20 protein-coding genes are annotated in these 23,293 nt (G+C 68.0%); 8 read left to right on the top strand and 12 right to left on the bottom strand.

The genetic code is table 11. From position 1 onward, the window contains the following. The first annotated feature begins 41 nt into the window (after nucleotides 1-41). Entirely contained in the window at nucleotides 42-1,133 is a 1,092-nt protein-coding gene (locus JR064_RS15230; RefSeq protein ID WP_206230299.1) for a DUF1615 family protein, read from the top strand. Between the two features lie 29 nt (nucleotides 1,134-1,162). Here JR064_RS15230 and JR064_RS15225 read toward each other — a convergent pair whose 3' ends face one another. Further along, nucleotides 1,163-1,495, bottom strand: coding sequence for a hypothetical protein (locus tag JR064_RS15225; protein ID WP_241093094.1), 333 nt, complete (start codon nucleotides 1,493-1,495; stop codon nucleotides 1,163-1,165). Between the two features lie 267 nt (nucleotides 1,496-1,762). On the opposite strand from JR064_RS15225, the gene JR064_RS15220 reads away from it, so the two are divergent. Further along, nucleotides 1,763-2,296, top strand: a complete 534-nt coding sequence (locus JR064_RS15220; RefSeq protein ID WP_206230278.1) for a hypothetical protein — start codon at nucleotides 1,763-1,765, stop codon at nucleotides 2,294-2,296. Nucleotides 2,297-2,398: 102 nt separating this feature from the next. Here JR064_RS15220 and JR064_RS15215 read toward each other — a convergent pair whose 3' ends face one another. The 3 genes from JR064_RS15215 to JR064_RS15205 form a co-directional block, all read right to left on the bottom strand. Continuing rightward, a complete protein-coding gene (locus tag JR064_RS15215; protein WP_206230297.1) occupies nucleotides 2,399-2,719 on the bottom strand; it encodes a DUF3817 domain-containing protein in 321 nt (106 codons plus the stop codon). Nucleotides 2,720-2,852: 133 nt separating this feature from the next. Then, nucleotides 2,853-3,614: an AAA family ATPase gene (locus JR064_RS15210; protein WP_206230277.1), complete on the bottom strand. Its 762-nt coding sequence runs from the start codon at nucleotides 3,612-3,614 to the stop codon at nucleotides 2,853-2,855. Nucleotides 3,615-3,790: 176 nt separating this feature from the next. Beyond that, on the bottom strand, nucleotides 3,791-5,878 hold the full coding sequence (locus tag JR064_RS15205; protein WP_206230276.1) for a beta-galactosidase: 2,088 nt from the start codon (nucleotides 5,876-5,878) through the stop codon (nucleotides 3,791-3,793). A gap of 472 nt (nucleotides 5,879-6,350) precedes the next feature. Here JR064_RS15205 and JR064_RS15200 point away from each other — a divergent pair, with 472 nt between their 5' ends. Next, nucleotides 6,351-7,568, top strand: coding sequence for a glycoside hydrolase family 30 protein (locus tag JR064_RS15200; protein ID WP_425510303.1), 1,218 nt, complete (start codon nucleotides 6,351-6,353; stop codon nucleotides 7,566-7,568). A gap of 58 nt (nucleotides 7,569-7,626) precedes the next feature. Here JR064_RS15200 and JR064_RS15195 read toward each other — a convergent pair whose 3' ends face one another. The 3 genes from JR064_RS15195 to JR064_RS15185 all read right to left on the bottom strand — a co-directional run bounded on the left by JR064_RS15195 (nucleotide 7,627) and on the right by JR064_RS15185 (nucleotide 9,955). Then, nucleotides 7,627-8,451, bottom strand: a complete 825-nt coding sequence (locus tag JR064_RS15195) for an alpha/beta fold hydrolase (RefSeq protein WP_206230275.1) — start codon at nucleotides 8,449-8,451, stop codon at nucleotides 7,627-7,629. 81 nt (nucleotides 8,452-8,532) lie between these two features. Further along, nucleotides 8,533-8,892: a hypothetical protein gene (locus JR064_RS15190; protein WP_206230274.1), complete on the bottom strand. Its 360-nt coding sequence runs from the start codon at nucleotides 8,890-8,892 to the stop codon at nucleotides 8,533-8,535. Nucleotides 8,893-9,331: 439 nt separating this feature from the next. Beyond that, a complete protein-coding gene (locus JR064_RS15185) occupies nucleotides 9,332-9,955 on the bottom strand; it encodes a DUF2076 domain-containing protein (protein WP_206230273.1) in 624 nt (207 codons plus the stop codon). Between the two features lie 260 nt (nucleotides 9,956-10,215). On the opposite strand from JR064_RS15185, the gene JR064_RS15180 reads away from it, so the two are divergent. Further along, complete coding sequence (locus tag JR064_RS15180) at nucleotides 10,216-11,505, top strand: acetamidase/formamidase family protein (RefSeq protein ID WP_206230272.1); 1,290 nt, start codon at nucleotides 10,216-10,218, stop codon at nucleotides 11,503-11,505. Between the two features lie 176 nt (nucleotides 11,506-11,681). Here the strand turns inward: JR064_RS15180 and JR064_RS15175 are convergent, their stop codons facing one another. Then, the gene (locus tag JR064_RS15175) at nucleotides 11,682-11,897 is read right to left on the bottom strand and encodes a hypothetical protein (protein ID WP_206230295.1); all 216 of its coding nucleotides are present in this window, start codon (nucleotides 11,895-11,897) and stop codon (nucleotides 11,682-11,684) included. A 99-nt stretch (nucleotides 11,898-11,996) separates the two neighbouring features. Next, complete coding sequence (locus JR064_RS15170) at nucleotides 11,997-12,962, bottom strand: polysaccharide deacetylase family protein (RefSeq protein ID WP_206230271.1); 966 nt, start codon at nucleotides 12,960-12,962, stop codon at nucleotides 11,997-11,999. A gap of 219 nt (nucleotides 12,963-13,181) precedes the next feature. Here JR064_RS15170 and JR064_RS15165 point away from each other — a divergent pair, with 219 nt between their 5' ends. Together JR064_RS15165 and JR064_RS15160 are read left to right on the top strand one after the other, a co-directional pair. After that, nucleotides 13,182-14,144, top strand: a complete 963-nt coding sequence (locus JR064_RS15165; RefSeq protein ID WP_241093093.1) for an alpha/beta hydrolase — start codon at nucleotides 13,182-13,184, stop codon at nucleotides 14,142-14,144. Nucleotides 14,145-14,239: 95 nt separating this feature from the next. Next, nucleotides 14,240-15,550: a M1 family aminopeptidase gene (locus JR064_RS15160; protein ID WP_241093092.1), complete on the top strand. Its 1,311-nt coding sequence runs from the start codon at nucleotides 14,240-14,242 to the stop codon at nucleotides 15,548-15,550. Nucleotides 15,551-15,589: 39 nt separating this feature from the next. Here JR064_RS15160 and JR064_RS15155 read toward each other — a convergent pair whose 3' ends face one another. Beyond that, a complete protein-coding gene (locus JR064_RS15155; RefSeq protein ID WP_241093091.1) occupies nucleotides 15,590-16,288 on the bottom strand; it encodes a DUF4142 domain-containing protein in 699 nt (232 codons plus the stop codon). A 186-nt stretch (nucleotides 16,289-16,474) separates the two neighbouring features. After that, on the bottom strand, nucleotides 16,475-17,395 hold the full coding sequence (locus tag JR064_RS15150; protein WP_206230268.1) for a hypothetical protein: 921 nt from the start codon (nucleotides 17,393-17,395) through the stop codon (nucleotides 16,475-16,477). A gap of 324 nt (nucleotides 17,396-17,719) precedes the next feature. Here JR064_RS15150 and JR064_RS15145 point away from each other — a divergent pair, with 324 nt between their 5' ends. Beyond that, the gene (locus JR064_RS15145) at nucleotides 17,720-20,197 is read left to right on the top strand and encodes a YwqG family protein (protein ID WP_206230267.1); all 2,478 of its coding nucleotides are present in this window, start codon (nucleotides 17,720-17,722) and stop codon (nucleotides 20,195-20,197) included. Nucleotides 20,198-20,472: 275 nt separating this feature from the next. Continuing rightward, the gene (locus JR064_RS15140) at nucleotides 20,473-22,260 is read left to right on the top strand and encodes a glycoside hydrolase family 97 protein (RefSeq protein ID WP_206230266.1); all 1,788 of its coding nucleotides are present in this window, start codon (nucleotides 20,473-20,475) and stop codon (nucleotides 22,258-22,260) included. Nucleotides 22,261-22,379: 119 nt separating this feature from the next. Here the strand turns inward: JR064_RS15140 and JR064_RS15135 are convergent, their stop codons facing one another. Continuing rightward, nucleotides 22,380-23,171 carry an SPFH domain-containing protein gene (locus tag JR064_RS15135; RefSeq protein WP_179568987.1) on the bottom strand — a complete coding sequence of 264 codons (792 nt, stop codon included), beginning with the start codon at nucleotides 23,169-23,171 and terminating at the stop codon, nucleotides 22,380-22,382. Nucleotides 23,172-23,293: the final 122 nt, after the last annotated feature.

Raw genomic sequence — 23,293 nt, 5'->3', positions numbered from 1 at the left:
GCGACTGCGCCGCGCCTGCCATCGGAGTCCAGCCGCACGTGATCGCCCCCACATTCGCCCGCCTGTTCGTCCTGTGCGCCACCCTGCTGCTCGGCGCCTGCGCCACACAGGCACCGCGCGCGCCCGAGCGCACGCCGACCGAGATCAAGGCCGACATCGCACGGCGCATCCCGGCCGCGATCCCCGACCGCAGCGGCTGGGCCAACGACGTGTACGTGGCGCTGTCCTCGCAGGAACTGGCTACCAGCGCCGACAACATCTGCGCGGTGCTGGCGGTGATCGAACAGGAATCCACCTACCAGGCCAATCCGCCAGTACCCGGCCTGGGCAGGATCTCGCGCGCCGAACTCGGCCGCCGCGCGGCCGCGCTGCATGTTCCCGCGTTCATGCTCGACGCGGCGCTGGCAGTGAATTCGCCCAATGGCCGCAGCTACGGCGAGCGCATCGCCAGCGCGCGCACCGAGCAGGAACTGAGCGCCATCTTCGAGGACTTCGCCGACAGCGTGCCGCTGGGCCAGCGCCTGTTCGGCGGACTGAACCCGGTGCATACCGGCGGGCCGATGCAGGTGAGCATCGCCTTCGCCGAAGCGCATACCGATGGATATCCGTATGCGCAGCAGGACACGGTGCGCCACGAAGTGTTCAGCCGCCGCGGCGGCGTGTGGTTCGGCACCCGCCACCTGCTCGGCTACCCGAGTGACTACGACGCCCTGCTGTACCGCTTCGCCGACTTCAACGCCGGCTGGTACGCCAGCCGCAATGCGGCGTTCCAGGCCGCACTGGCGAAGGCCAGCGGCACCACCCTGGCGCTGGACGGCGATCTGCTGATCCCCGGCAGCGACATCGACCAGCCCGGCGCCACCGAGCGCGCCGCGCGCGGTCTGGGTTCGCGCCTGGCGCTGGACGACAAGGAGATCCGCCGCGCCCTGCAGCGCGGCAACGCCGCCGATTTCGGCGACACCGCGCTCTACCGCAAGGTGTTCGCATTGGCCGAACGCAGCGCCGGCAAGCCGCTGCCGCGCGCGATCCTGCCCGGCATCACCCTGGAAAGTCCGAAGATCACCCGCACCCTCACCACCGCCTGGTTCGCGCAGCGCGTCGCCGACCGCTGGCGCCGCTGCATGAGCAGGTGATCGCAGCGGCATGTCCCGCCGACAGCGCGCTACTTCGGCTTGTCCAACACCAGAAACACCCACGCGATGGCCACCGCCAGCAGCAGCAACAGCAGGGTGACAACCCCGTCCCATGCCATCCAGAACCAATAGCGCCCCGGATCGGCGTCCAGCAGATACACCTGAGGCGAGCCGAAGCGCGATCCGCTCGTGTACACGCCGCTCAGCACTGCCTTCACCAGCCCGTAGAGCTTCAAAAAGGCGCTCGCCGCCGCCAGCGCGACGACCAGCAGCGATACCGGCCAACGCAACCTGCCGGCCAGGCGGCGGCCGAATCCGCGCGTAGCTGCGTTCTCATGCTGCCGTCGTTGACGCTTTCCCATCGCCTGCACTGCCTGCGTTTATGGCCTGCATTCTAAAGCCGCCGCAGCGGCGGGCGCGCGCGGCCACCGCGCCGGCGCAGCGTTGCCGCTATACTTGCCGCGCATCGCCTGCGCAGAACGCGTTACCGGCCCGGACTGCCGCCATTGCACCCATCAAGGATGATCGCGCCAGCCGCGCCCCGGCATGCCGCATGCGTCGATTTCCTTGCCTTTCGCTCCCGCGCCGGTCGCCCGGCGGATAGCGCGTTCCCACCAAGGAAACTCCTCTTGAAACATCTCCTCACCCTCGTCCTGCTGGCCCTGTGCGCGACCGCGCTGTCCGCCTGCGACCCCACCACCGGCAAAAAGAACATGTCGCCGGAGGACTACCTGACCTACAACGTCTCGGCCTGGAACGGCGTCACCTCGGTGACCGCGCCGTGGATCGGCGGCGAGCGCGGCGAGCAGCTGCTGGCCGATGCGAGCGAACTGAAGTCGATGCAGCCGCACCGCAACGCGCTGAACAATCCGCGCAAGCAGATCGCCAGCGCCAACCGGGGCTACGAAGGTTTCGGCATTCCCGAAGACGCGCAGGACATGGACGCCAAGCTGAAGTCGTACTACAAGAACACCGACACGGTGCTGGCGACGCTGCAGGAAATCACCGCGCTGCCCGACGGCTACACCCAGGCGCAGGTGCAGCCGCTGCTGGAACGGCTGAACACCGAATCGGACGCCCTCGACAAGGACGCGACGGCGCTCGACGCCGCGCAGAATGCCTACGCCAAGAAGCACCGCATCCACCTGGTGACCAGCGGCTGAGCGGCGGCGGCAATGGACAAGAAAAAGCGGCCCAGGGGCCGCTTTTTTTATGCCTTACGCCGAGCAGAAAAGCCGAGCGGCGCGTGATTGGCCCTACTGCCCCTATCGCCGCACGCCCTGCCGCGGCAAGCCGAGCAGCCCGATGCGGCGGAACCACATTTCCAGCGGCACCGTGACCAGCGGCGGCAACGCCGCCAGCAGACTCAACAGCCACGCCCACCACGGCCAGCGCAGGCGCACCGCAGCGATCACGCTCGCGACCAGGTAGACCAGGAACGCCACGCCGTGCAGGCGGCCGAACAGCCACACACCCAGTTCGGTGGTCTGGGTACCGTATTTGAGCAGCATGCCGAGCAGCAGGCCGGCCCAGGTCAGGCCCTCGAAGAAGGCGGCGGCGGCGAACAGCCGCCCGACAGGCGACATCGGATGGGAAGGCACAGGCAACTCCAGTGGGAAGAAAGACGCCGCGACGCGATGGCGGCGGCGACGCCCGCTGGCACCATCATTCTACAGACACGGCGCCGGCCGTCGGCACCTGGTCGCGGCCAACACGGCGTCAATCGCCGCCGAGCAACGTATCGAGCATGCGCTGCGGTTGCTCCAGGAACGCGCGCGTCAACCGGTAGTGCTCGGTGTCGCGGTACGCCACGCGCTGCAAGCCATCCTCGCCGATCTGCAGGATGTCCGCATGCGGGTACGCCATCAGGATCGGCGAATGCGTGGCGATCACGAACTGCGAGCGCTGCTGCACCAGCTGATGCAGCCGGGTCAGCATCGCCATCTGCCGCGACGGCGACAATGCCGCCTCCGGCTCGTCCAGCACGTAGAAGCCGTTGCCGCCGAAGCGGTGCAGCATCAGCGCGAAGAACGCCTCGCCGTGCGACTGCGCGTGCAGCGACACGCCGCCGTAGCTGTCGATGACGGGAGCGCTGAACGATGGCGCCCGATCCAGACGCTCGATCTCGCTGGCCACATTGTAGAAACTCTCCGCGCGCAGGAAAAACCCATCGCGCGCACGGCGGCCACTGCGACCCAGGCGCAAGGCCTCGTGCAGATTGGAATGCGACGCTAGCGTGCTGAAGTTGAAATTCCGGGTCCCGCCCTCGGCATTGAAACCCCAGGCCACCGCGATCGCTTCCAGCAGGGTCGACTTGCCGCTGCCGTTCTCGCCGACGATGAAGGTCACCTTGGGATGGAAGCGCAGCACGCCCAGGTTGCGCACCGCCGGCAGCGAATACGGCCAGGCCTGCATCGAGGCCACGCGGTCCTGCTTCAGCGTGACATCCATCAGATAGTGCTCGGCATCGATCGCGCGCACGGGTTCCCTCCCGGCCGGCGGGACGCCGGCGCCACGACGTCAAGTGTCGCGGCGATGCGCACTGCGCGCAATGCGCGCGCAGTGCGGGGCATGCGCCATGGCCGTTCCTGCGCCGATCCGCGCATGCCGCGGGTACGGATTGGCCGCACGGCGTCAGCCGCGCATCGCGATCGCGCTCAGCGACGGTCGTCCAGCACCGCCACGTCCTCCGGCGCCAGCTGCACCATGTCGCTGGCGGCGCCCGTCCCCAGCAGCGAGCGCATCGGCGTCGGTAGACGCACCTGCTGCGCATCGCTGCCATGGTTGATCAGCACCAGCACGCGGCGACGGCCGTCGCTGCGCACGCCGACCTCCACGTCCGCCGGCACGTCCGCCAGCGGCGCGCGCACCTGCGCAGCGCGCAGCCAGTCGCCGGTGAGGCGATCCAGGGTGGCGTCGTCGAGCCAGGCGCCGACGTAGCTGATGCGGCCCTTGCCGACCCGCCGGGTCAGTACCGCCGGCTCGCCGTCCAGCCAGCCGTTGGCCTGGCCGTAGCGCAACGGCACCTCGGTCTGCGCCGCATGCGCCTGCAGTTGCTCGGCCCAGATCTTCGCGCTGCCCTCGCCGGCCGCACCGGCGACCGGGACCGGCTTGTCCAGCGCATAGAACTGCTGCACGCGGCCACCCAGCAACGCGCCCAGCGGACCGGGCTGGCGCTGCGGCTGCAGGCCGTTGTCGGCGTTCTTCATCGCGCTGCGCGGGCCCAGCACCAGATGCCCGCCGCGTTCGACATAGGCCTTCAGCCGCTGCGCCTGCGCTTCGCTGAGCACGTTGAGCGACGGCGCGACCACCAGCTTGTAGCCATCCAGCGGCGCCAGCGCCGAAACCACGTCGACCACCTGCGCCTGCTGCCGCAGCGGGCGGTAGAACGACTTCATCTGCACCACCGGATCGAAGTCGGCCGAGTGCTTCTGGAAACCCAGCGCCCAGCGGCTGTCGAAATCGTTGATCAGCGCCACGTCCGCGTGCGGCGTGGTCCCCGCCAGCGCCGCGCCGGCCTTGGCGAACTCCGCGCCGACCTGCTGGATCTCCGCATACACCGGCACCGGCTCGCCATCGGCGCCGACCAGCGTGCCGTGGTATTCCTCCTGCCCGTTCGGCGCCGCGCGCCACTGCCAGTACGCGACCGCATCGGCGCCGTGCGCAACGGCCTGCCAGGCCATCGCCCGCACCTGGCCCTTGCGCAGCGCCACGTTGGTCGCACGCCAGTTGACGAAGCCCGGCTGCGTTTCCATCACCCAGTAGTTGCGCTGCTTATAGCCGCGAGTGAGATCGTGGCGCGCCGCGTTGTCCACCCAGTCGTAGCGCTCGCCGGCGACATAGTCGTCCCACGCGGCGATGTCGAGCACCTCGTGCACCTTGTAGGCGTCGAAACCGGCGAACCAGCCCATGGTGTTGGTGGTGATGAACTGGCGCGGATCGGCATGTGGGCGGATCGCGTCGATCTGGTTGCGCGAATAGTCGGTCCAGGTGTCGCTGACGAAGCGTTTCCACTCCAGCAGCAGGGCCGGATTCTGCCCGTCCTCGTGCACCGGGATCTGCGCGAAGTCGTTGTAGGTCTGGCTCCAGTACGCGGTCGCCCAGCGCCGGTTCAATTCCTCGATGCTGCCGTACTTGCGTTGCAGCCAGGCATGGAACTGCGCCTTGGCCTCCGGATCGAACGAGGCCTGCGCGTACTCGTTGTCCAGTTGCCAGCCGACCACGTGCGGATTGCGGCCATAGCGCTGCGCCATCTGCTCGGCGATGGCATGGGCGAAACGGCGATAGCGCGCGCTGGCGAAGGAGAACTGCTGGCGGTTGCCGTGTTCGTCGCGCACGCCGTCCTCGCCGACGCGCAGCGTGTCCGGATACGCCTGGGTCAACCACGCCGGCGGCGCCGCGGTCGGCGTGCCGAGCACCACCACCATCTGGTGCCGCGCCGCCGCGGCGATGGCGCGGTCCATCCACCCGAAGTCGTACTGGCCCTCGCGCGGCTCCATGCGGCTCCAGGCGAACTCGCCGATCCGCACCACGCGCACGTGCGCCGCCTCCATCAGCGCCAGGTCGTGTTCCCACTGCGCCTCCGGCCATTGCTCCGGATACCAGGCCACGCCCAGCAGCAACGGCGCGGCATCGGCATAGCGCGTGGCCTGCGCACGGGCATCGGGCGATGCCGCCGCCATTGCGAACAGCGTGCCGAACAACAGCGCGATCGCGCGCTGCGGGAACCAGGAAGGCGATGGCATAGGCGAACTCGTCGATAGTGGGAAAGGCGGCGAGCAACCCCGAGCCGTCGCCACCGCCCATTGTGCGCGCACGCGGGGGACGCCACTTGTGCAACTTGTCGAACTTGGGTGCGCAACTGTGCACAAAACGGGCAATCGCACCGTTGCCTGCGCAGGGTCGCCTGCTGCAGTACTGGGCGGCGTGCGCTGTCCTGGCAGCGTGCGCCGACGCCCGCACGACCCGCCTGGACGGGCATGCAAGACGCTGACGAAAGCAGTACGCAGCGCATCCGCCTGCGCCGGGCGCGTGTCCCAAGACAGCCTCGCGACTGTCCCATGCGCCTGCAACGCGCTTCGCGGAAACGATCCCTGGCTGCCTGCGCGCTGCATCTCAGTTGCCGCAGTTGGCGCATGCACCGATTGTCTATGTCATGTCGACGGCGTAGCGTCACGCCCTGCCACAAACCCCTGTTCCATTCCCCCGGAGCCACCCATGAGAACACCACGGATCCTCGCCACCCTGCTGGCGATGGCCACGGCCGCGTTTTCCGCCGCGCCCGCCCTGGCGCAGAACGTCACCGTCACGCCCAGCGAAACCTACCAGACCATCCAGGGATTCGGCGGCATGAGCGGCGCCGGCTGGATCGCCGACCTCACGCCGGCGCAGGTCGATCTGGCCTTCGGCAGCGACAACGGCCAGATCGGCCTGTCGATCATGCGCATGCGCATCGACCCCTCCAGCTCGGGCTGGAGCCTGCAGGTTCCGGCCGCGGTGCGTGCGCGCTCGCATGGCGCGGTGTTGCTGGCCACGCCGTGGTCGCCGCCGGCGTACATGAAGTCCAACAACAGCCTCAACAACGGCGGCAAGCTGCTGCCGCAGTACTACGGCGCCTACGCCAAGCACCTGCTGGACTTCTCCACCTACATGTCCGGCAAGGGCGCGCCGCTGTACGCGCTGTCCGTGCAGAACGAGCCGGACTGGCACCCGGACTACGAGTCGGCGGAATGGAACGCCAGCGACTTCACCAACTTCCTCAGCGCCCAGGGCGCCAGCTTCGGCAACCTGAAAGTGCTCGCTGCCGAGTCGTTGAACTTCAATCCCAACCTGACCGATGCGTTGCTCAACAGCAGTGCCAGCCAGCACGTGGACATCATCGGCGGCCATCTGTACGGGGTGCAGCCAAAGGACTATCCGCTGGCGCGCAACAAGGGCAAGCAGCTGTGGATGACCGAGCACTACACCGACAACACCGACGGTAACGCCTGGCCGTCCGCGCTCGGCGTGGCCAGCGAGCTGCACAAGAGCATGGCCGCCAACTACAGCGCCTACATCTGGTGGTACATCCGCCGCAGCTACGGCCTGATCACCGAAGGCGGCGCGGTCAGCAAGCGCGGCTACGCGATGGCCCAGTACGCGCGCTTCGTGCGTCCCGGCGCCAAGCGGATCGGCGCGACCGCCGCGCCGTACAGCGATGTCGCGGTCACCGCCTACAAGCGCGCCGACAACAAGATCGTGCTGGTCGCGGTCAACACCGGCACCCAGTACCGCGAACTGAAGGTCAGCCTGCCCAGCGGCAGCGCCGCCAGCTTCACCAAGTACAGCACCTCGGCCAGCGTCAACGTCGGCTACGGCGGCGCGTACCAGGTCAGCAACGGCCAGACCGCGTTCTATGTCGACCCGCAGAGCGTGGCGACGTTCATCAGCAACTAGCGCAGCCGCGACGCATCGCCAGCGGCGATGCATCCACTGCCACTCGGCCGGCGGACGCTCAGTCGAGCCCGGCCAGGAACGCCAACAACGCGGCGTTGAACGCGTCGGCATGGCTGACATTGCAGCCATGCGGCGCATCCGGCAACACCACCAGCGTGCTGCCGGCGATGGCGCGATGGGTACGCTGCCCGGAGCCTTCGAACGGCACCGTCGCATCGGCGTCGCCATGCAGCACCAGGGTCGGCACATCGACCGCGCCCAGGTCGCGGCGGAAGTCGGTGGTGCCGAACGCCTGCATGCAGCCGAGCGCGGCGGTCTGGTCGCTCTGCTGGCACAGCGCGATCGCCTCCTGCCGCTGCGCCTCGCTGACCTTCAGCGCGCCGTTGGCGCTGAAGAACTGGCGGGTGAACTGGTCGAAGAACGTCTCGCGCGACGCGCTCAGTCCCTGTTTCATTTCCTCTGCCTTGTCCTTGCTCAGCGGGCCGTCCGGGTTGTCGTCGGTCTTGAGCATGTAGGGCGGTACCGCGGAAGCGAACACCACCCCGCCCAGGCGCGCACTGCCTTGCCTGGCCACATAGCGCGCGACCTCGCCACCGCCCATCGAGAAGCCCACCAGCACGGCGTCGTGCAGGTCCTTGTCCTCGATCACGCCTGCCAGGTCGTCGGCCAGCGTGTCGTAGTCGTAGCCGTCGGCTGGCTTGTCCGAGCGGCCGAAGCCGCGGCGATCGTAGGCCACCACGCGGTAACCGGCGTCCTGCAACGGTCCAACCTGCGCCTGCCATGCCGCGACCGACAACGGCCAACCGTGGATCAGCACCACGGGCCGACCGCTCCCGCCGGTGTCTTCAACGTGCAGGCGGACGCGCGATTGTGCTGCAGTCATGGTCGTGGCTCACGAACGGAAGGAACCGCAAGCTTCCATGCCGGCCTGTCCGGCGTACGTGAGCGCAATGTTGCCAAGGCGTCAATGGCGCCGCGTCACATCGATGTCAGCCGCTGCGCTGCATCGCTCGCGCGAGTTGCGCCAATGCGCTCGCCGCCAGACTGCGCAAGTCTGCAGAAATGGCTGCGGCCTGCACGACACGCTCCCAGAACTCCAGCGCCATCGTCGCGCGGCGCGCCAGTCGTCGCGGTATTCCGGTGTGGGCAAGGCCAGCGTGTAGTCGCGCTCGACCACTTCGCCGCTCGCCGCAGGACGCAACGCCATCGGCAGCATGTCGTAGGAAGGGGCCAGCGCCAGCGGGCGCGTATCGGCAAGCAAGGCGCCCGCATTGCCTAGGGGCATGTCGTTGTTGCCGATCAGCGCGCCGAACCTGCCGTACACGCCAAACCGCCGTACATCGTCGCGGTCGAGGCTCCCTGGCTGAGCGGCAGCGCGGTCGAGTCGCGGAGGCGGGAGTCACTCATGGGAGTGACTGAATAGAACATTGAATGGATAGCCAAGCCATGCCCGCTACCGATCCACTTATACATCAGTCACTTCCTTTCGTTGCGCAAACGCAAACAGGGGAAAATTTGAATAAATAAAGACTGGATGCATGACGGATCGCTGGTGCCAGGGTGGTGTTCGCCGCAGCGAAACCCACCCTGGCGCCGACCAAAAAGCAGCGCCCACCGGCCGACACTGCAGTGCGGATATGCGACAGCCACGTCTTAGGGAAGGAGCACGACTATCCCCGAGCGGAACTCGCAGGCGCCATGGCCGTGCAAGGCCCGCTCGGCAGCCTCATCGATGGGCCTGCCGAGCGGGAATGCCAAGATCCCTAGGTCCAGTTGTCGTCGCCCCCCAGGCTGCCATCGTCCGAAAAGTCCTGGTCGGCGTCCTGCAGCGGCGCATCGTCGTAGTAGTTGTTGGTGACGTTCTCGACCACGGTGGGCTGCGACGACCCACCGCCCAGGAAACCGCCATGGTGACTGCCAAGCAGGCTCTCCACGCCCTCGAACAGCAACATGCCGCCGGCCACGCCTGCGGCCGTGGTGGCGGCGGTGCCGAGAAAACTGGGACCGCGCGCGGCCGGCGCCGCGACCGGCGCCTGGTCCGGCACGCTGGCGCCGCCGCCGAACAAGCGCTCGCGCCAGCCCGGTGCGGCCTGCGGTGCGGGCGCGGGCGGCAACGGCGGCGGCCCCGCATTGAAGCCCTGGCCCAGGAAACTCGCAGCCGGCGGCGGTGGCGGCGCGGCCTGCTGCAGCTGCGCGATCTGCGCCTTGGCGTTCTCCAGCGCGTGTTCGAGCAGCAATGCCCGCTGCACCAGCAGATAGGCGGCATCGGGCTGGCCGGCCAGGCGCTCGCGGATCAACGCGTCCGCCTGCGGATCCATCGCCACGCCGCTGGCGCTGCGCACGCGGGCCAGGAAATCTTCGAGTAGCTGTTGTTCTTGCGGAGTCATACCAATACCTGGAAGAGGTGACCGGCTCGATGCCGGCAGGCACAGCATGGGCACGGACGCGCCGGCGCCAAGGGCGGCTGCGCGGCCTGGTGCGGCGACATTCATCAAAGCCCCGAGGCTGGCGCGCTCGCACCAGGATGCAATCGACGACATCCGCGTCGATTCCGGCATGACTTCCGGCATTTCCGACCCGATCGCCAGTGACTACACTTGTAGTCAAATACGACTACGCAGGGTGAACGGCGATGCAGTGGCGAAGAATGCAGTGGATACCCGCGCTGGCATTGATCGCCTCCGCGCCGGCATGGGGCGGCGAACAATGGATCGTGGCCACGGATCTGTGGGGCAACCGCAGCTATCAGACGCTCGAGCTGGACGCGGCCGGCACGCAGCTGCAGGGCCGGCTCGACAACGCTCCGGTTCGCGGCACCCGCCATGGCGATGCGCTCGCCTTCGTGGCCACCTCCGCCGATGGCAGCGTCTACCGCTTCGACGGCCGCGTGGAGGGCGAACGCATGCGCGGTCGCAGCGACCAGCCCGATCCCAATGCCGCCGACGTGCGCGCCTTCCATGCGTTCGACGCCTGGCGCGTGCCGGCCCGCGACACCGCCGCACCGCGCACGCACGACTTCGTGCCCAGCGACTACGCCAATACCTTCAGTGCCGATCGCCCGCCGGTGCTGGTGCTCTGGCCGGGCGACACGCTGCGCACGCAGACGCTGGATTCCGGCGGCGTGGATGCAGGCGGCGTCACCCGCGCGTTGTTCGGCAATCCGCAGGTCGGGCCGTTCTTCGTCGTCGGCGCCGAGGCGGGCGATACGCTCGCCATCCACGTGGTCTCGCTGCGGCTTAACCGTGACTCCGCCGACAGCCTCGACGGCCTGGTCGGGCGCCTGCAGACCCCGCGGGTGGCCGCGCAGGCCGCCGCACTCGGCAAGCACGTGCGCTGGCGCCTGGACCGCGATGCGGCACTTGCGCGCCCCGTCGACGGCGAAGGGCCGATGCAGCACTTCGCGATCCCGCTGCGACCGATGCTCGGCGGCCTGGCGCTGGCGCCCGGCTTCGGCAGCGCCGCCCTGTCCACCGGCGATACCGGCGCCAGCGGCGGCAACATGGATTTCAATGCCGTGATCCAAGGCAATACCGTGTATCTGCCGGTGCAACAGCCCGGCGCGTTGCTCTATCTCGGCGACGGCCACGCACTGCAGGGCGATGGTGAGACCACGCAGTGGGCGCTGGAAACGTCGCTGGACGTGGAACTGCGGGTAGAACTGATCAAACACCGCGCGATCGCGATGCCGCGGGTCGAATCGCCCGAGCAGATCATGACCCTGGGCCAGGCCGGCTCCAGCGACGACGCGCTGCGCGTGGCCACCTCCGGCATGCTGCAGTGGCTGCAGCAGGACTACGGCCTGTCGCTGGCGCAGGCCACCCAGGTGCTGGGCGTGGCGGTGCAGTACCGGGTGGCCAATCTCGCCGGGCGCAGCATCGGCGTAGCCGCCAGCATCGACAAGACGGTGTTGCGCACGCTGGAGGCGCCGGCGCACTGAAGCGCGTTCGCCTACGCAGCTACCGCCAGCACCATCGTGGTGGGAGCGACTTCAGTCGCGACGCGCGTTACCGGCAATGCCTGTCGCGCGCGATGGCCCAGGAGCGAACGGCACTGCCACGAAGTCCCACACCGCGCCTCGCCCCACACCCTGCAACCGCATGCCCAGCTCGACGCCTATTCCTCCACGGCATCGTCCACAACAGCCTCATCTGCCGCGATTTCGCCGCGCGGCAGACGCACCGCCCACATGTTGTCGATCAGGTTCGGATACGGACGGCCGTTCTCCTCCGCGCGCTGCTGCGCCGCGGCCTTCTGCGCAGGCGACAGCGGTTGCGAACGCTGGCCGCGCGGCTTGGGTTTCTTCCAGGGCGGTGTTTTGGAGGTGGGCATGGGCATTGGCGGGAAGCGCGAAGTGGGCAGCGTGAAGCACGGCGGCTCGCGGGAAAGTGAACGCTGCACGCGCGCCCAGGCAGACCCGACCCGACTGCCCTATTCCGAATCGATCCCGGCCAGCGCGAACACCCAACCCGGCACCGCCGGCTCGCCGGCATAGAAGTCCTTGGGCTTGTGCTCGGCCATGGCCCAACGGTGCAACCAGCTGATGCCACCGCCGCCGGTATAGCCCTCCGCGTGCCGGTAGGCCGGGTCGCGCAGCGCTTCGTCCAGGGTAACGAACGCATAGCCGCGGCGGCGCGTGGCGGCGATCAGCTCCGGGAACGCGACCGCGTTCAACTCGTTGGCATGCATCAGCCATACCTGCGCGATGCGGTGGCCGAACAAGCGCTGCGATTGCGCCTCGAAATAATCCAGCTTGTTGAGCATGTACGGCACGTAGCCCTTGCGCAGCCGCAGCAGCGTGGCCTCGCGCGCCGCACCATCCGGCTCGGTCTCCAGCACCCGCGCATAGGCGAAGGCCCACACCCAATCGCCGTTGTCCACGGTGACCGGCGCGATGCGGTAGCCGCGCGCGGCGACGAAGGCGACCACCGCCTCGCGATCGGCATCGCTGCGGCCGGTCGCCAGGTAAGGATGGCGGAACCAGCGCAGCGGCTGCCCGTACTCGGCCAGCAGCGGTCGCAGCGTGCGCTCGCCGCGTACGATCGCGTCCTCGTAGGCCGGCAACCCCACCTCGTGCAGATTCACGTGGCCGTAGGTGTGATTGCCCAGTTCGTAGCCCGCATCCAGCCAATCGCGCAGCATCGCCACCCGCTGCGGTTGCAGCTGGCCGTCCTGTTCGAGCTTGTCCTCGTTGACGAAGCCGACGATCGGCACGTTCGCCTGCTTCAACGACGCCATCAGCTGCGCGTGAAACGCCGGCACCTGCGCGGCCGGCGTCTTGCCCATGCGCTGCCACGGCAGATCGTCGATGGTCACTGCGATACGGCGATCGTCTTGCGCCTGCGCGACGCCGAATACGGCCAGCAAGGCCAGCAACACGAAGCGGTAGCGGTTCATCGGCCTCACCAGATCCCGGAGAACGCAAGTCTAGCGGCTGCGGCCGCTTCCATGCCCACAACGCGCGCGCACCAGCGCCGATCGCTGACACAGCTTCCGCGTCGTCGGCGGCTTGCCTAGCTCCTTGATCAAAAACAACGGAGCAGCGTTGCGGCATGGCATGATCCGGCCCTGTCCATGCGTTGGACCAATCGAGCCAATGCGGCCAGGAGATCGAGATTGAGCAAATCGTTGTCGGTGGGATTGCTTGCAGTGCTTCTGGTCGCCTGTACCGATACGTCGCAGGCACCGGCGCCGACGTCCGCGCAACACGCGGCGAAACAAACGCCGGCCGCGCGCACCATGGCGTCGGTCGCCGGCGCGCAACGCGGCGAAGGAAAGCCTTACGAAATCGCGGACAGCCAGGTCTGGAACGTGCCCGATCCAATTTCAGGCCGCGACTATCAAGTATTCGTCGCGCTGCCGCGCTCCTATTCCGACGACCCCAGCCGCCGCTATCCGGTGCTCTACGTTACCGACGCCGACTACTCCTTTCCTCTGGTCCGGCAGATCGCACGGCGCTTGAACGGCGAAGGGCCGGCCATCGACGATTTCATTCTGGTCGGCCTTTCCTACGCGATCGGCGACGAGCCCATGCCCAGCCGACGACGCGACTACACGCCCACGCCGGAAGGCGGAGCGAACGCAGCGCCGAACGCAACGCATGGCAAGGCGGACGCCTACATCGCCTATCTGCGCGACCAGGCGTTGCCGTTCGTGGCGCAGCGCTATCGCACCGACGAACACCGGCGCCTGTTCCTCGGCCACTCCTACGGCGGCCTGCTCGGCGCGCAGATCCTGCTGACCGCGCCGGAGATGTTCTCCGGCTACATCCTCGGCAGCCCGTCCTACTGGTACGGCGAGCACGCCATGCAGGCCCAGGAAAAGGCCTTCGCCGCCAGCCACAAGGACTTGCCGGCGCAGGTCTACATGTACGTCGGCGAATACGAGCAGCGGCGTTATGGACAGAACTACGACATGGTGTCGGATGCGCAGGAGATGACGCGGACGCTGCGAGCGCGGGGCTATCCGTCGTTGCAGCTGCAGTTGGACGTGCTCAACGACGAAGACCACCTGAGCGTGGCGCCGCGCGGGCTCACCCATGGATTGAAATACCTGCTGGGCACCAAGGAACCCCGATGACACGACCCCCACGCCGATCGGCGAACCGGTACGCACGCGCAGCGTTGGTTGCCCTGGCCGCCGCATCGGCTGCCGCGGGCGCGGCGGAGCCGCCAATGGCGCCGGCGCCGGGGACGGGTTTCGAGGTCGAACGCTACGCGGTGACCCTGCATCCCGATCTGGTCACCACCGCCGTCGCCGGGACACAGAGCATCACCCTGCGCGGCACGCAGCGGGTGTCGCAGCTGGTGTTCTCGCCCAACGCGTTGCAGCTGCACGCAGCGACGCTGAACGGGCGCGCGGTGACGGTGGTCAGGCGCGCCGACGGCATTGTCTTCGACCTGCCCGTGCCGCTACAGAAGGGCGCGACCGCCACGCTCCGCTTCGCGCTGGAAGGCGTGCCGGCGCGCGGCCTGATCCGCGCCGGCGATGGCATCTACAGCAGCTATTTCGCCTGCGACTGGATGGTCTGCCTGCAGGACGCGCCCGGCGACAAGGCCGAATTCGCGCTCGACCTGCTGCTGCCGGCAGGCGCGTCCTCGCTGGGCGTCGGCAAGGCGTTACCGCTGCGTGCACGCCGCGACGACTTGGTCCTGCATCGCTGGCGCTCCACACGGCCCTACTCGGCCTACCTGTTCGGCTTCGCCGCGGGAACCTTCGCCAAGGCCACGGTCAAGACCGACGTGGGCGAGCTGGTGTACATGGACGCCACCGGGCAAGGGACCGACCTGGCGGCGGCGTTCGCACAGGCGCCGGGCATCGCACGCTTCCTGGCCGACAAGGCCGGCATCGCACTGCCCGACCGGCGCTACACCCAATTGCGAGTGCCGGGACAGGAAGCACAGGAAGCCGCGACGTTTTCACTGATCGGCCAGGAGGCACTGGAGGAGGACAACCAGGCACCGTCAGAGGCGTGGATCGTGGCCCACGAGATGGCCCACCAGTGGTGGGGAAATCTGGTCACCTGCGCGTCGTGGCAGGACTTCTGGTTGAACGAAGGGATCACCACCTTCATGACCGCAGCCTGGAAGGAACAGGCGGTCGGAGCTGACGCCTACCGGCAGGAGCTGGAACAGGCGCAGCGTCGGCTCGAGCGCGCCCGCGCCGCGGGATTCGACAAGCCGCTCGCCTGGTCGGGCAGCTATCCCTCCCTCGGCATGCGCCGCGCGGTCCAATACAGCAAGGGTGCGCTGTTCCTCGCACATTTGCGCGAGCGCCTGGGCGAACAGGCCTTCTGGAACGGCATCCGTGGATTCACCCGCGGCCATGCGGGAAAGACCGTCACCAGCCGCGATTTCCAGGCCGCGATGGAGCGCGCCAGCGGCCAGGACCTGTCGGCCATCTTCGCCGAATGGGTCTACGGCGCCACGGAGCCGGCGCCAGCCGCGATGCCGCCCGCGACGGCAACTGCTGCGCCGACCCGATGAGCGAAGCGTGGCAGATCGACGACCTGCCACGCCCTGCGCTCACATCGCCTTCTTGATTGCTTCCGCTTTCGCCAGATGCTGCTCGACGTGGGTCTTGGTCTCGGTCAGGTGCGCCTTGACCGGCTCCGTCGAGGCTGCCGCCATCATCTGTGTGTCGATCAACTGCAAAGCCTCCTTGTGCCCGGCGATCATCGCGTCGATGTAGGCCGCGGCGTAGTCCTTGCCGGACTTCTGGCCCAGCGTCGTCAGCTCCTGCTCGCCCTTGGTCTCGAGTTGCTTGACGTCGGGCGTCTCGGCCAGCGTGCCGAGCGCCTTGGTCTTCTCCAGGTTCTCGGAGTGCTCTTTCTCCATCATCTTCGCGTACTCGAGCACCGCGCCTGTCACCTTCTTTTCCTGCGCCTGCTTCGCCGCGGCGATTTCGTTCTTGTCGACCGCTCCCAGCAAACCCAAGGCGATGTCATCGCCGGAACTCGCGCGCGCAGCGCCCTCCGGCGCCGGACTCGCCTCGCCGACCGGCGGCGTGGTGGGGGTGGCAGCGCCGCCCACCGGCGTCGGCTCGGTGCTTGCGGCGGCCGGCGTGTCGGCCGTCGGTGCCGGCGCGTCGTTGTCCTTGTTCGGCTTGCAGCCCGCGATGGCCAGCGCAGCCGCGACGGACAGGACCAACAGTGAATGTTTCATGTGCGATTCCCTCTTGGATGGGAGCATCAGCATCGCGCCATGCAGGTGAAGAAGGCTCATGCAATTTTCCTGAATTCTTCAGTTAGCCACTTCACGGAATGCGCACTCGGCGGATTGCACGTCGGCGTATCGCCACCTCCGGATGGACGGCGGCGAGCGGCGATATCGCGCTCCCGACACCGCAGCTCTTCGTGATGCGCTGCACGTCGATCGTCAGGATCGATCGCATGCCTGCGCGTGCATCACTCAGTACTTGAGCGCATCCGCCGCAGGCGCAAGCGGCGCGAACCGCGCGCCGGTGAAATCGTGCAACAAACGGAAAACCGCTTCGCCTTCTTGTGCATAGCGCCGGAAATCGCTTTTGACGAGGCGGTACAGGCAACCGTTGCGGGCGAACACCAGATCGCCGCCATCCCAATCGGCCCAGTCGGTGCCGGGCAGGTCCAGCAGCACGGCGCCCTCGCGGTCCAGCACACGATGATCCAAGCTGTACCACGCTTCGTTTTCGCGGCCGATCGCATGCAGCAGCGATTGCAGCCGGCGTCCGCTGGCGCCAGCCTTCTCCCATACACGCGGCCAGTTGAAGCGATAGAGCGTGGTGGAACTCATGCCGCCGGTTTCGCCCGCACCCGCATCGATCGCCTGCCAGCCATCGCGCTGCCGCAGCACGCCATCGATCGGCTGGTCTTCGCCGCCGCCCGAGCCACGGCCGAACGGCCGGACCTGCATGTCGTGCGGCACCTGGAAGCCGGTCGGCAGCGGAAAGGGATCTCGGCCTTGCTGCGGGCGATGGTTCAACAGCAGCGTGCGCTCGTCCTCGAACATGCCGCCGCCGCCCCAGCAGTCGCCCTTCGGCCACAATGCCAGCGCGGTGAAGAACGGCGGACGCGACAGCGCCGTCCACGTGACGAAATCGCCATGCTGCTTGGACGCGAAATACACCAGCAACCGGCCCGACGGCGACAGATCGCAACGCCGCTCGTAGATGCGGCCCTTGAACCACTGCCCGTGTTCGAAGCTGTCGTCGCGCAGGTCCCAGCGGATCAGCTGCACCTGCTTGCTGGGCCCGCGGCGGAAGATCACCCCGCTGCGCGCATCGCGCGCAAGCAATGCGTAGAGCCGCGTGGCGGGTGCACGGTGTCCGTCGTCGTGCCGAGTCGGTTGCAAGCGATCGTCTCCATGAAACCACAGGCTGCCCGAACCCGCTGCGTACGTCCGGATGGACCGACACTCGGTTCTGCGCAGTTGCCAATCCTACCCGCATGCGCCGCGACAAGCAGGCCACCCAACTGCACGAAGCGGTGAGTTTCCTGGCAATGCCTCGGCTGCAGCACACGCAGCGACACCCTTCGAAGACGCCACCGCCGAGACGCATGGAACGATCGCCGGGACCATGCGCCATCCTGCATTCGCATGCGTCTGCGCATGCATGACACGCGTAAAAAAGGCGCGGTAAGCTGCGGGCACTCCGCCATGTCCCCATGCCCTCTCATGCGCCATGTCCAGACCGATGCCCTCTCCATCGACCTGCCCGATCGCTTCAGCACCGTGCGGCAGATCGGCCAGTGCATCAAGGCCGCCTATCCCGTCGCCGACGACGAGGTCTCGCTCGGCATCGTGATCGCGCGCCACAAGACGGCGCACGACACAGCCGCCGATCCGTGGGCGCACTTCCGCGCCGAGTGCCGCACACGGCGCGGCGACGTGGAGCTGCTGTCGGAGCAGGCGCTGGACATCGACGGCCATGCCGCGCTACGGATCGCTTCGCAGGGCAACGGCTATGCCTACCTGTTCGTCATGGTCCAATTGGACGACGCGTTGTACCTGGACATCGCGGGCGATTGCCCGGCGGGGACCGAGGCCGAGCACTTTCCGGTACTGGACGCCGCCCTGCGCAGCCTGCGCGTGACCGGCGATCCCGCCGCCGCCCTCGCGGCGCACGAAACCTGGATGCAGGACATGTTCGGCGGCGATGAGGACGAAGAAGACGCCGACGATGCGCATCCCGCGCCGGTGGCCGCGCCGGCGGAACCGTTCCGCATTCCCGAGGACGGCGTGGAGGTGTTCCAGATCGACGACCTGGCATTCGACGTCCCGCGCGAGACCGCGCCCAGCATCGGCACCGCGAGCAGCACCGGCGGCGAGCTGAGCATCGACCTGCAGGCCCGCGCGCGCAAGGCGGACGCCGCCGCGCGGCCGCACCTGGTGGACGAGGCCAAGGTCTATTTCCGCTTCTCGGTGAAGGGCATCCACCACGCCGGGATTCCGACTGGTCGGATCCGCTTCGAGGACGATCGCGCGCCGGACCAGCAGGCCTATCTCTGGTCTGGCGGACTGCGTTACGACCTCAAGCTCTGGGGCGAACTGGTGCTGGAACAGGGCTGGGTCGGCTTCAGCGGCTATCTGCAGGCCGATGGCGCGGGCCCTCGCTATCCGGTGCGCATCGCGCGCAAGCTGGCGATGCATGCGCTGGATTGGTCGCACTACCGTTTCACCTCGATGGACGAGCTGGCGAGCGCGCCGCCCGGCGTGCCGCGCCACGTGCACCTGACCAACCTGGCCGGGCCGACGCTGCCGCACGCGCTGTACGCCTATCCGGCGCTGCGCTCGCTCAGCCTCTACTACGACGACGACGCCATCGCCGCCAATGGCGTGTGGGAATTGCCGGACGCAGTGGCCGGCCTATCCAATCTGGAAGACCTGACGATCGTGAGGGCCAGCGCGCTCGAACAGCTGCCCGCCGCACTCGGGGCGCTACGCGGATTGCAGCGCCTGCATATCACCGGCACCGGCATCCGCACGCTGCCGCCGCAACTGCTGTCGTTGCCGCTGGTGTATTGCGTGCTGGACAACAACGCCCTCGCGCAGCTGCCCGAGGCACCGTTCCCCGCCACGCTCAAGACCCTCTCGCTCGCACGCAACCAACTGCAGACCGTGCCCGCCAGCGTGGCCGCGTTGCCGGCGCTGCAACGGCTGGATCTCACCCACAACCCGTTGACCGCGCTGCCGGCCGGCCTGGAACGCATCGAGCGATTGGAACTGGAACTGCCAAAGAAGCACGCGCTGTTGGACTACCGCTACAAGGGCGCCGACGGTCAAGGCACCATCGCCTTCGACGACGCCGCCTTTTTCGCGCGCAACGACGCGACACTGGCCGGACAGTTGGAGGAGGCGCTGGCCAGCGATGCGCAGTGGACGCCGTACCGCTCCGGGATGCAGGCGCTGGCCTGGCATGCGGTGGCACTGGCCACGGACGCGCCGGACGACTACCGCGCACGCGGCAATACCCGCTTCGGCGGACTGCCCGACCTGCCGCCGGACATGCCCTACCCGCGCCACACCGACGCCGACGGCAGCACCAGGCCCATGCAGTTCATCGCCCAACTGGACTGCGCGCAGCTGGCGCCGCTGCAGCGCTACCTGCCGCGGACCGGCGTGCTGTACTTCTTCATCTCCGACCAGGAAGACCTCGCGCCACGGGTCTTCCATTACGACGGCCCGGACGACGCCCTGCAGACGGCGGCGGACCTGACGCGCGATGCCGCGCAGATCGATGGCATGGAGGACGACTCCCTCCCTTACCGCGCAAGCGCCGCCGCTTGGATCAGCGTGCCGCACTTCTATTCCGACGAAGCGTATTACCAGGGAGCGGCCGAGGGCCTGGACGGCCTGGAGGACGCGTACGAACTGGTCGAAGCGCTGCGCGACCGCCTGGCGGCGCAATCCACCGTCCAGCCGGTGCACGGCGTGAACAGCCATGTGTTCAAGCAGCACGACACCCCGCTCAGCGAAGCCGCCAACCGCCTGCGCGGGCGCGCCGAGGACTTCATGGTGCTGCTGCGCGTCGCCTCGGACCCGCACCCCGGCTTCTGCTTCTGGGACGCGGGCGAACTGTATTTCGTGATCCACAAGAGCGACCTCGCCAAGCGCGATTTCTCCAACGTGTATTGCGGACTGGAGAGCAGCTAGGCGCGCGCATCTTTGCGCGTTGGCGCCGGGATGCGGTGACATCCTGAGTGCCGAACCGACACCGCGGCATCGGCGGCAAGGAACGCAGCCAGCGCCGCACCGAATCGGCAAGCGCTCGGCATCCGCCGCGACATGCCGGCGGCGGCAACCGCGCCCCACGCAAACTCGATAAGATCGCCGCCGGACTTCAGCGCAATCGGACCGGGGGCAACGTGGCATCGAACCAGCGGACTTGGCTGCGCGACGCGGGCCTGTGCATCGGATTCGTCTTCGGCATGGCGGCGTCCAGCGGCGTGCAGGCCCACTCGGTGTCGGTCTCCAGTCCCGATCGCAGGATCGTGGCGGTGCTCAGCGACGACGACGGCGCGCTGCGCTACACGATCGAGGCCGACGGTCAGGCGCTGCTCGCGCCTTCGCCGCTGGGGATCCGCGTGGACGGCCTGGAACTCGGCGCGCACAGCACGATCGGCAACGTACGCCGCGGTGCCACCGATGCACGCTATCGGCTCAACGGCGGCAAGGCCGTGGCGCGCGACCGTGCCACGACCGCGACGGTGTCGCTGACCGCGCACGGCCGCGCCTTCGAAGCGGACCTGCATGTCGCCGACGACGGCGTCGCGGTACGTTTGCGTCTGCCCGCGCGCAAGGACAGCAACGTCGAGGCCGACCGCTCCGGATGGACCTTGGCCGAGGACGATCCGCCGGTCTGGGCCACCGCGCTCCTGCCCGATTACGAGAACAGCTACACCGGCCTGTCGCTGCGCAGCCTGGGGGCGGGACGCTACGGCCTGCCGCTCACCGCGCACAGCAAGGGATTCTGGATCACCCTGAGCGAAGCGGCGGTGGTCGACTACGGCGACCTGGCCATCGAGCGCGCGGCGGACGGCAGCCTGGCCGGCGTGCTCTATGCCGATCCGCAGGGCTGGCGAACGGACGCCGCCATCGTGCAACCGTGGCGCGTGACCATCATCGCCCGCACGCTGACCGACCTGGTCAACTCCACCCTGGTGCAGAACCTCAACCCGCCGCCCGCGCCCGCCCTGGCCGACGCGAACTGGATCAAGCCGGGGCGCTCGGCATGGCAATGGCTGGCAGTCGGCGAGCCACGCGAGGACGAGCAGCGGCAATGGGTCGACTGGACCCACCAGCTGGGCTTCGAGTACTACCTGGTGGACGACGGCTGGAGCACATGGAAACAGCCGTGGGAGACGCTGGCCGATACGGCGCGCTATGCACGCGCACAAGGCGTCGGCCTGTGGCTGTGGGTGCACAGCCGCGAGGTGCAGCATGCGTCCGAGCGCAAGGCGCTGCTGCGCAAGATCGCCGCCACCGGCATCGTCGGGGTCAAGGTCGATTTCCCGGCGCCGGCCAGCCGCGACTGGTCCAACTGGTATACGGACGTGGCGCGCGACGCGGCGGCCGAACACCTGATGGTGGATTTCCACGGCGCCATGAAACCCACCGGCACCGAGCGCACCTGGCCCAACGTCCTCACCCGCGAGGGCGTGCGCGGGCACGAATGGCACATCACCCGCTACAAGCGCGTACTGGCCGCCGACCACGACACCATCCTGCCCTTCACCCGCTACGTCGTCGGCCCCGGCGACTACACGCCCACCGTGTTCGAACCGAAGGAACTGATGGGCAACAGCTGGGCGCACGAACTGGCGCAGATGGTCCTGTTCACCTCGCCGTTCCTGGCGATGGGCGGCCATCCGCAGACCTATCTCGCCAATCCCGCCCTGGACGTGCTCAAAGCGGTGCCCGCCACATGGGACGAAACCCTCGTGCTGCCCGGCAGCGAGCCGGGCAAGGTGGCGGCTATGGCCCGCCGCCATGGCAGCGACTGGTTCATCGCGGTGATCAACGGCGGTGCTGCCACGCGCATGACGCTGAAGCTGGATTTCCTGAAGAAGGGCAACTGGAAACTCACCGAATTGCGCGATGCACACGCGCGGCCGGATGCGTGGGAGCGCAAGGAACGAGACGTGACGCGGGATGAAGCGATCGCGTTGGAGTTGGCGCCGCGTGGCGGATTCGTCGGTTATCTGAAAGCGCAGTAGGCACTGCACCTCGACAACGCTTTCCGACGGCGCATGGCCGCGATCGTACCGGGCCCTGCGACTACCACAGGCCCGGATGTCACGTGCAAACGAACAGCTTGGCAGCGAGGCCAGGCAAGCTACTTGGCGATGACCGAGGTTCCGGACGGCACCATGTAGCACGCCTGCGCCTTGGCGCAGGCCTCGGCGTTGATCTCGGCGATCTGGCTGGCCAGGTACTGCTCCGGGGTCAGCCCCATGCGATTGCGGTAGGCGTTGTCGGCGTCGGCCTTGGCCACCTGTTCCTGCTCGCGCTGGCGCTCGGCGGTGGTGGCCTCGACCAGGGTCTTGACCCGCTGCTGCTGCGCGGCGGTGAGGTTCATCTGCTGCAGCACATCCGCATTGGGCCGCGCACGGCCTAGGGTGATGTTCTGGATCTGGATCGGCAGGCCCTGCTCCTTGACCAACGCGCGCACGCTCTCGGTGACCGCATCGTCGATCTTCCGCGCGGTGTCCGGGTCGCTCATCATCCGCGTCATGTCGTAGCGCTTCACCTGGTCGCGCACGATCGCCGCGTACTGGCTGGCCACGTTGTTCTTGAACCAGTCCTGCCCGAAACCCGACAGCAGCAACGCCGGCGCGGTGATCCGGTATTGGATCTGAGTGGAGAAGTCCAACAGGATGTTGTCGCTGGACGAGAAATCGTCGAACGCCACCTGCACCGTCTGCGGCGTGACATCCACGTACACCGCCGACGTGGTCCACCAGGCATAGGTCCGGCCGGGCTCGCGCACGTCGTCCAGGCGGATGCCGCCCTTGCTCCAGAAAATGGGTTTGTCGACCAGCACGGCCTGCTGCCCCGGATCAGGCGAGACCACGGTACACGCGCAGAGCAGGCTCGCCATCGCGGCGGCCAACGGAAGGTGTTTCATCGATGCCCCCTGATCGGCCGGCGCGGCCCGCGGCCCGTTGTGCCATAAATGCTAGCCGATCACCGCGAACCTGCACCAGAGGTTGCCGGCCCCAGCACCGGACATGGTGCGCGCGAGGCGTT

Source organism: Xanthomonas bonasiae (assembly GCF_017163705.1).
In the GTDB taxonomy this organism is placed as follows: Bacteria; Pseudomonadota; Gammaproteobacteria; order Xanthomonadales; family Xanthomonadaceae; genus Xanthomonas_A; species Xanthomonas_A bonasiae.
The sequence above is the reverse complement of the archived record's forward strand: the minus strand, read 5'-3'. Positions and strand labels throughout refer to the sequence as shown.

Bases quoted from the DNA above. Each gene is read 5' to 3' on its own strand.
- JR064_RS15200 (WP_425510303.1), top strand. From the start codon at position 6,351: ATGAGAACACCACGGATCCTCGCCACCCTGCTGGCGATGGCCACGGCC.
- JR064_RS15160 (WP_241093092.1), top strand. From the start codon at position 14,240: ATGGCGCCGGCGCCGGGGACGGGTTTCGAGGTCGAACGCTACGCGGTG.
- JR064_RS15170 (WP_206230271.1), bottom strand. From the start codon at position 12,962: ATGAACCGCTACCGCTTCGTGTTGCTGGCCTTGCTGGCCGTATTCGGC.
- JR064_RS15180 (WP_206230272.1), top strand. From the start codon at position 10,216: ATGCAGTGGATACCCGCGCTGGCATTGATCGCCTCCGCGCCGGCATGG.
- JR064_RS15225 (WP_241093094.1), bottom strand. From the start codon at position 1,495: ATGGGAAAGCGTCAACGACGGCAGCATGAGAACGCAGCTACGCGCGGA.
- JR064_RS15145 (WP_206230267.1), top strand. From the start codon at position 17,720: ATGCGCCATGTCCAGACCGATGCCCTCTCCATCGACCTGCCCGATCGC.
- JR064_RS15140 (WP_206230266.1), top strand. From the start codon at position 20,473: ATGGCGGCGTCCAGCGGCGTGCAGGCCCACTCGGTGTCGGTCTCCAGT.
- JR064_RS15135 (WP_179568987.1), bottom strand. From the start codon at position 23,171: ATGAAACACCTTCCGTTGGCCGCCGCGATGGCGAGCCTGCTCTGCGCG.
- JR064_RS15175 (WP_206230295.1), bottom strand. From the start codon at position 11,897: ATGCCCACCTCCAAAACACCGCCCTGGAAGAAACCCAAGCCGCGCGGC.
- JR064_RS15215 (WP_206230297.1), bottom strand. From the start codon at position 2,719: ATGTCGCCTGTCGGGCGGCTGTTCGCCGCCGCCGCCTTCTTCGAGGGC.
- JR064_RS15185 (WP_206230273.1), bottom strand. From the start codon at position 9,955: ATGACTCCGCAAGAACAACAGCTACTCGAAGATTTCCTGGCCCGCGTG.
- JR064_RS15195 (WP_206230275.1), bottom strand. From the start codon at position 8,451: ATGACTGCAGCACAATCGCGCGTCCGCCTGCACGTTGAAGACACCGGC.
- JR064_RS15205 (WP_206230276.1), bottom strand. From the start codon at position 5,878: ATGCCATCGCCTTCCTGGTTCCCGCAGCGCGCGATCGCGCTGTTGTTC.
- JR064_RS15155 (WP_241093091.1), bottom strand. From the start codon at position 16,288: ATGAGCCTTCTTCACCTGCATGGCGCGATGCTGATGCTCCCATCCAAG.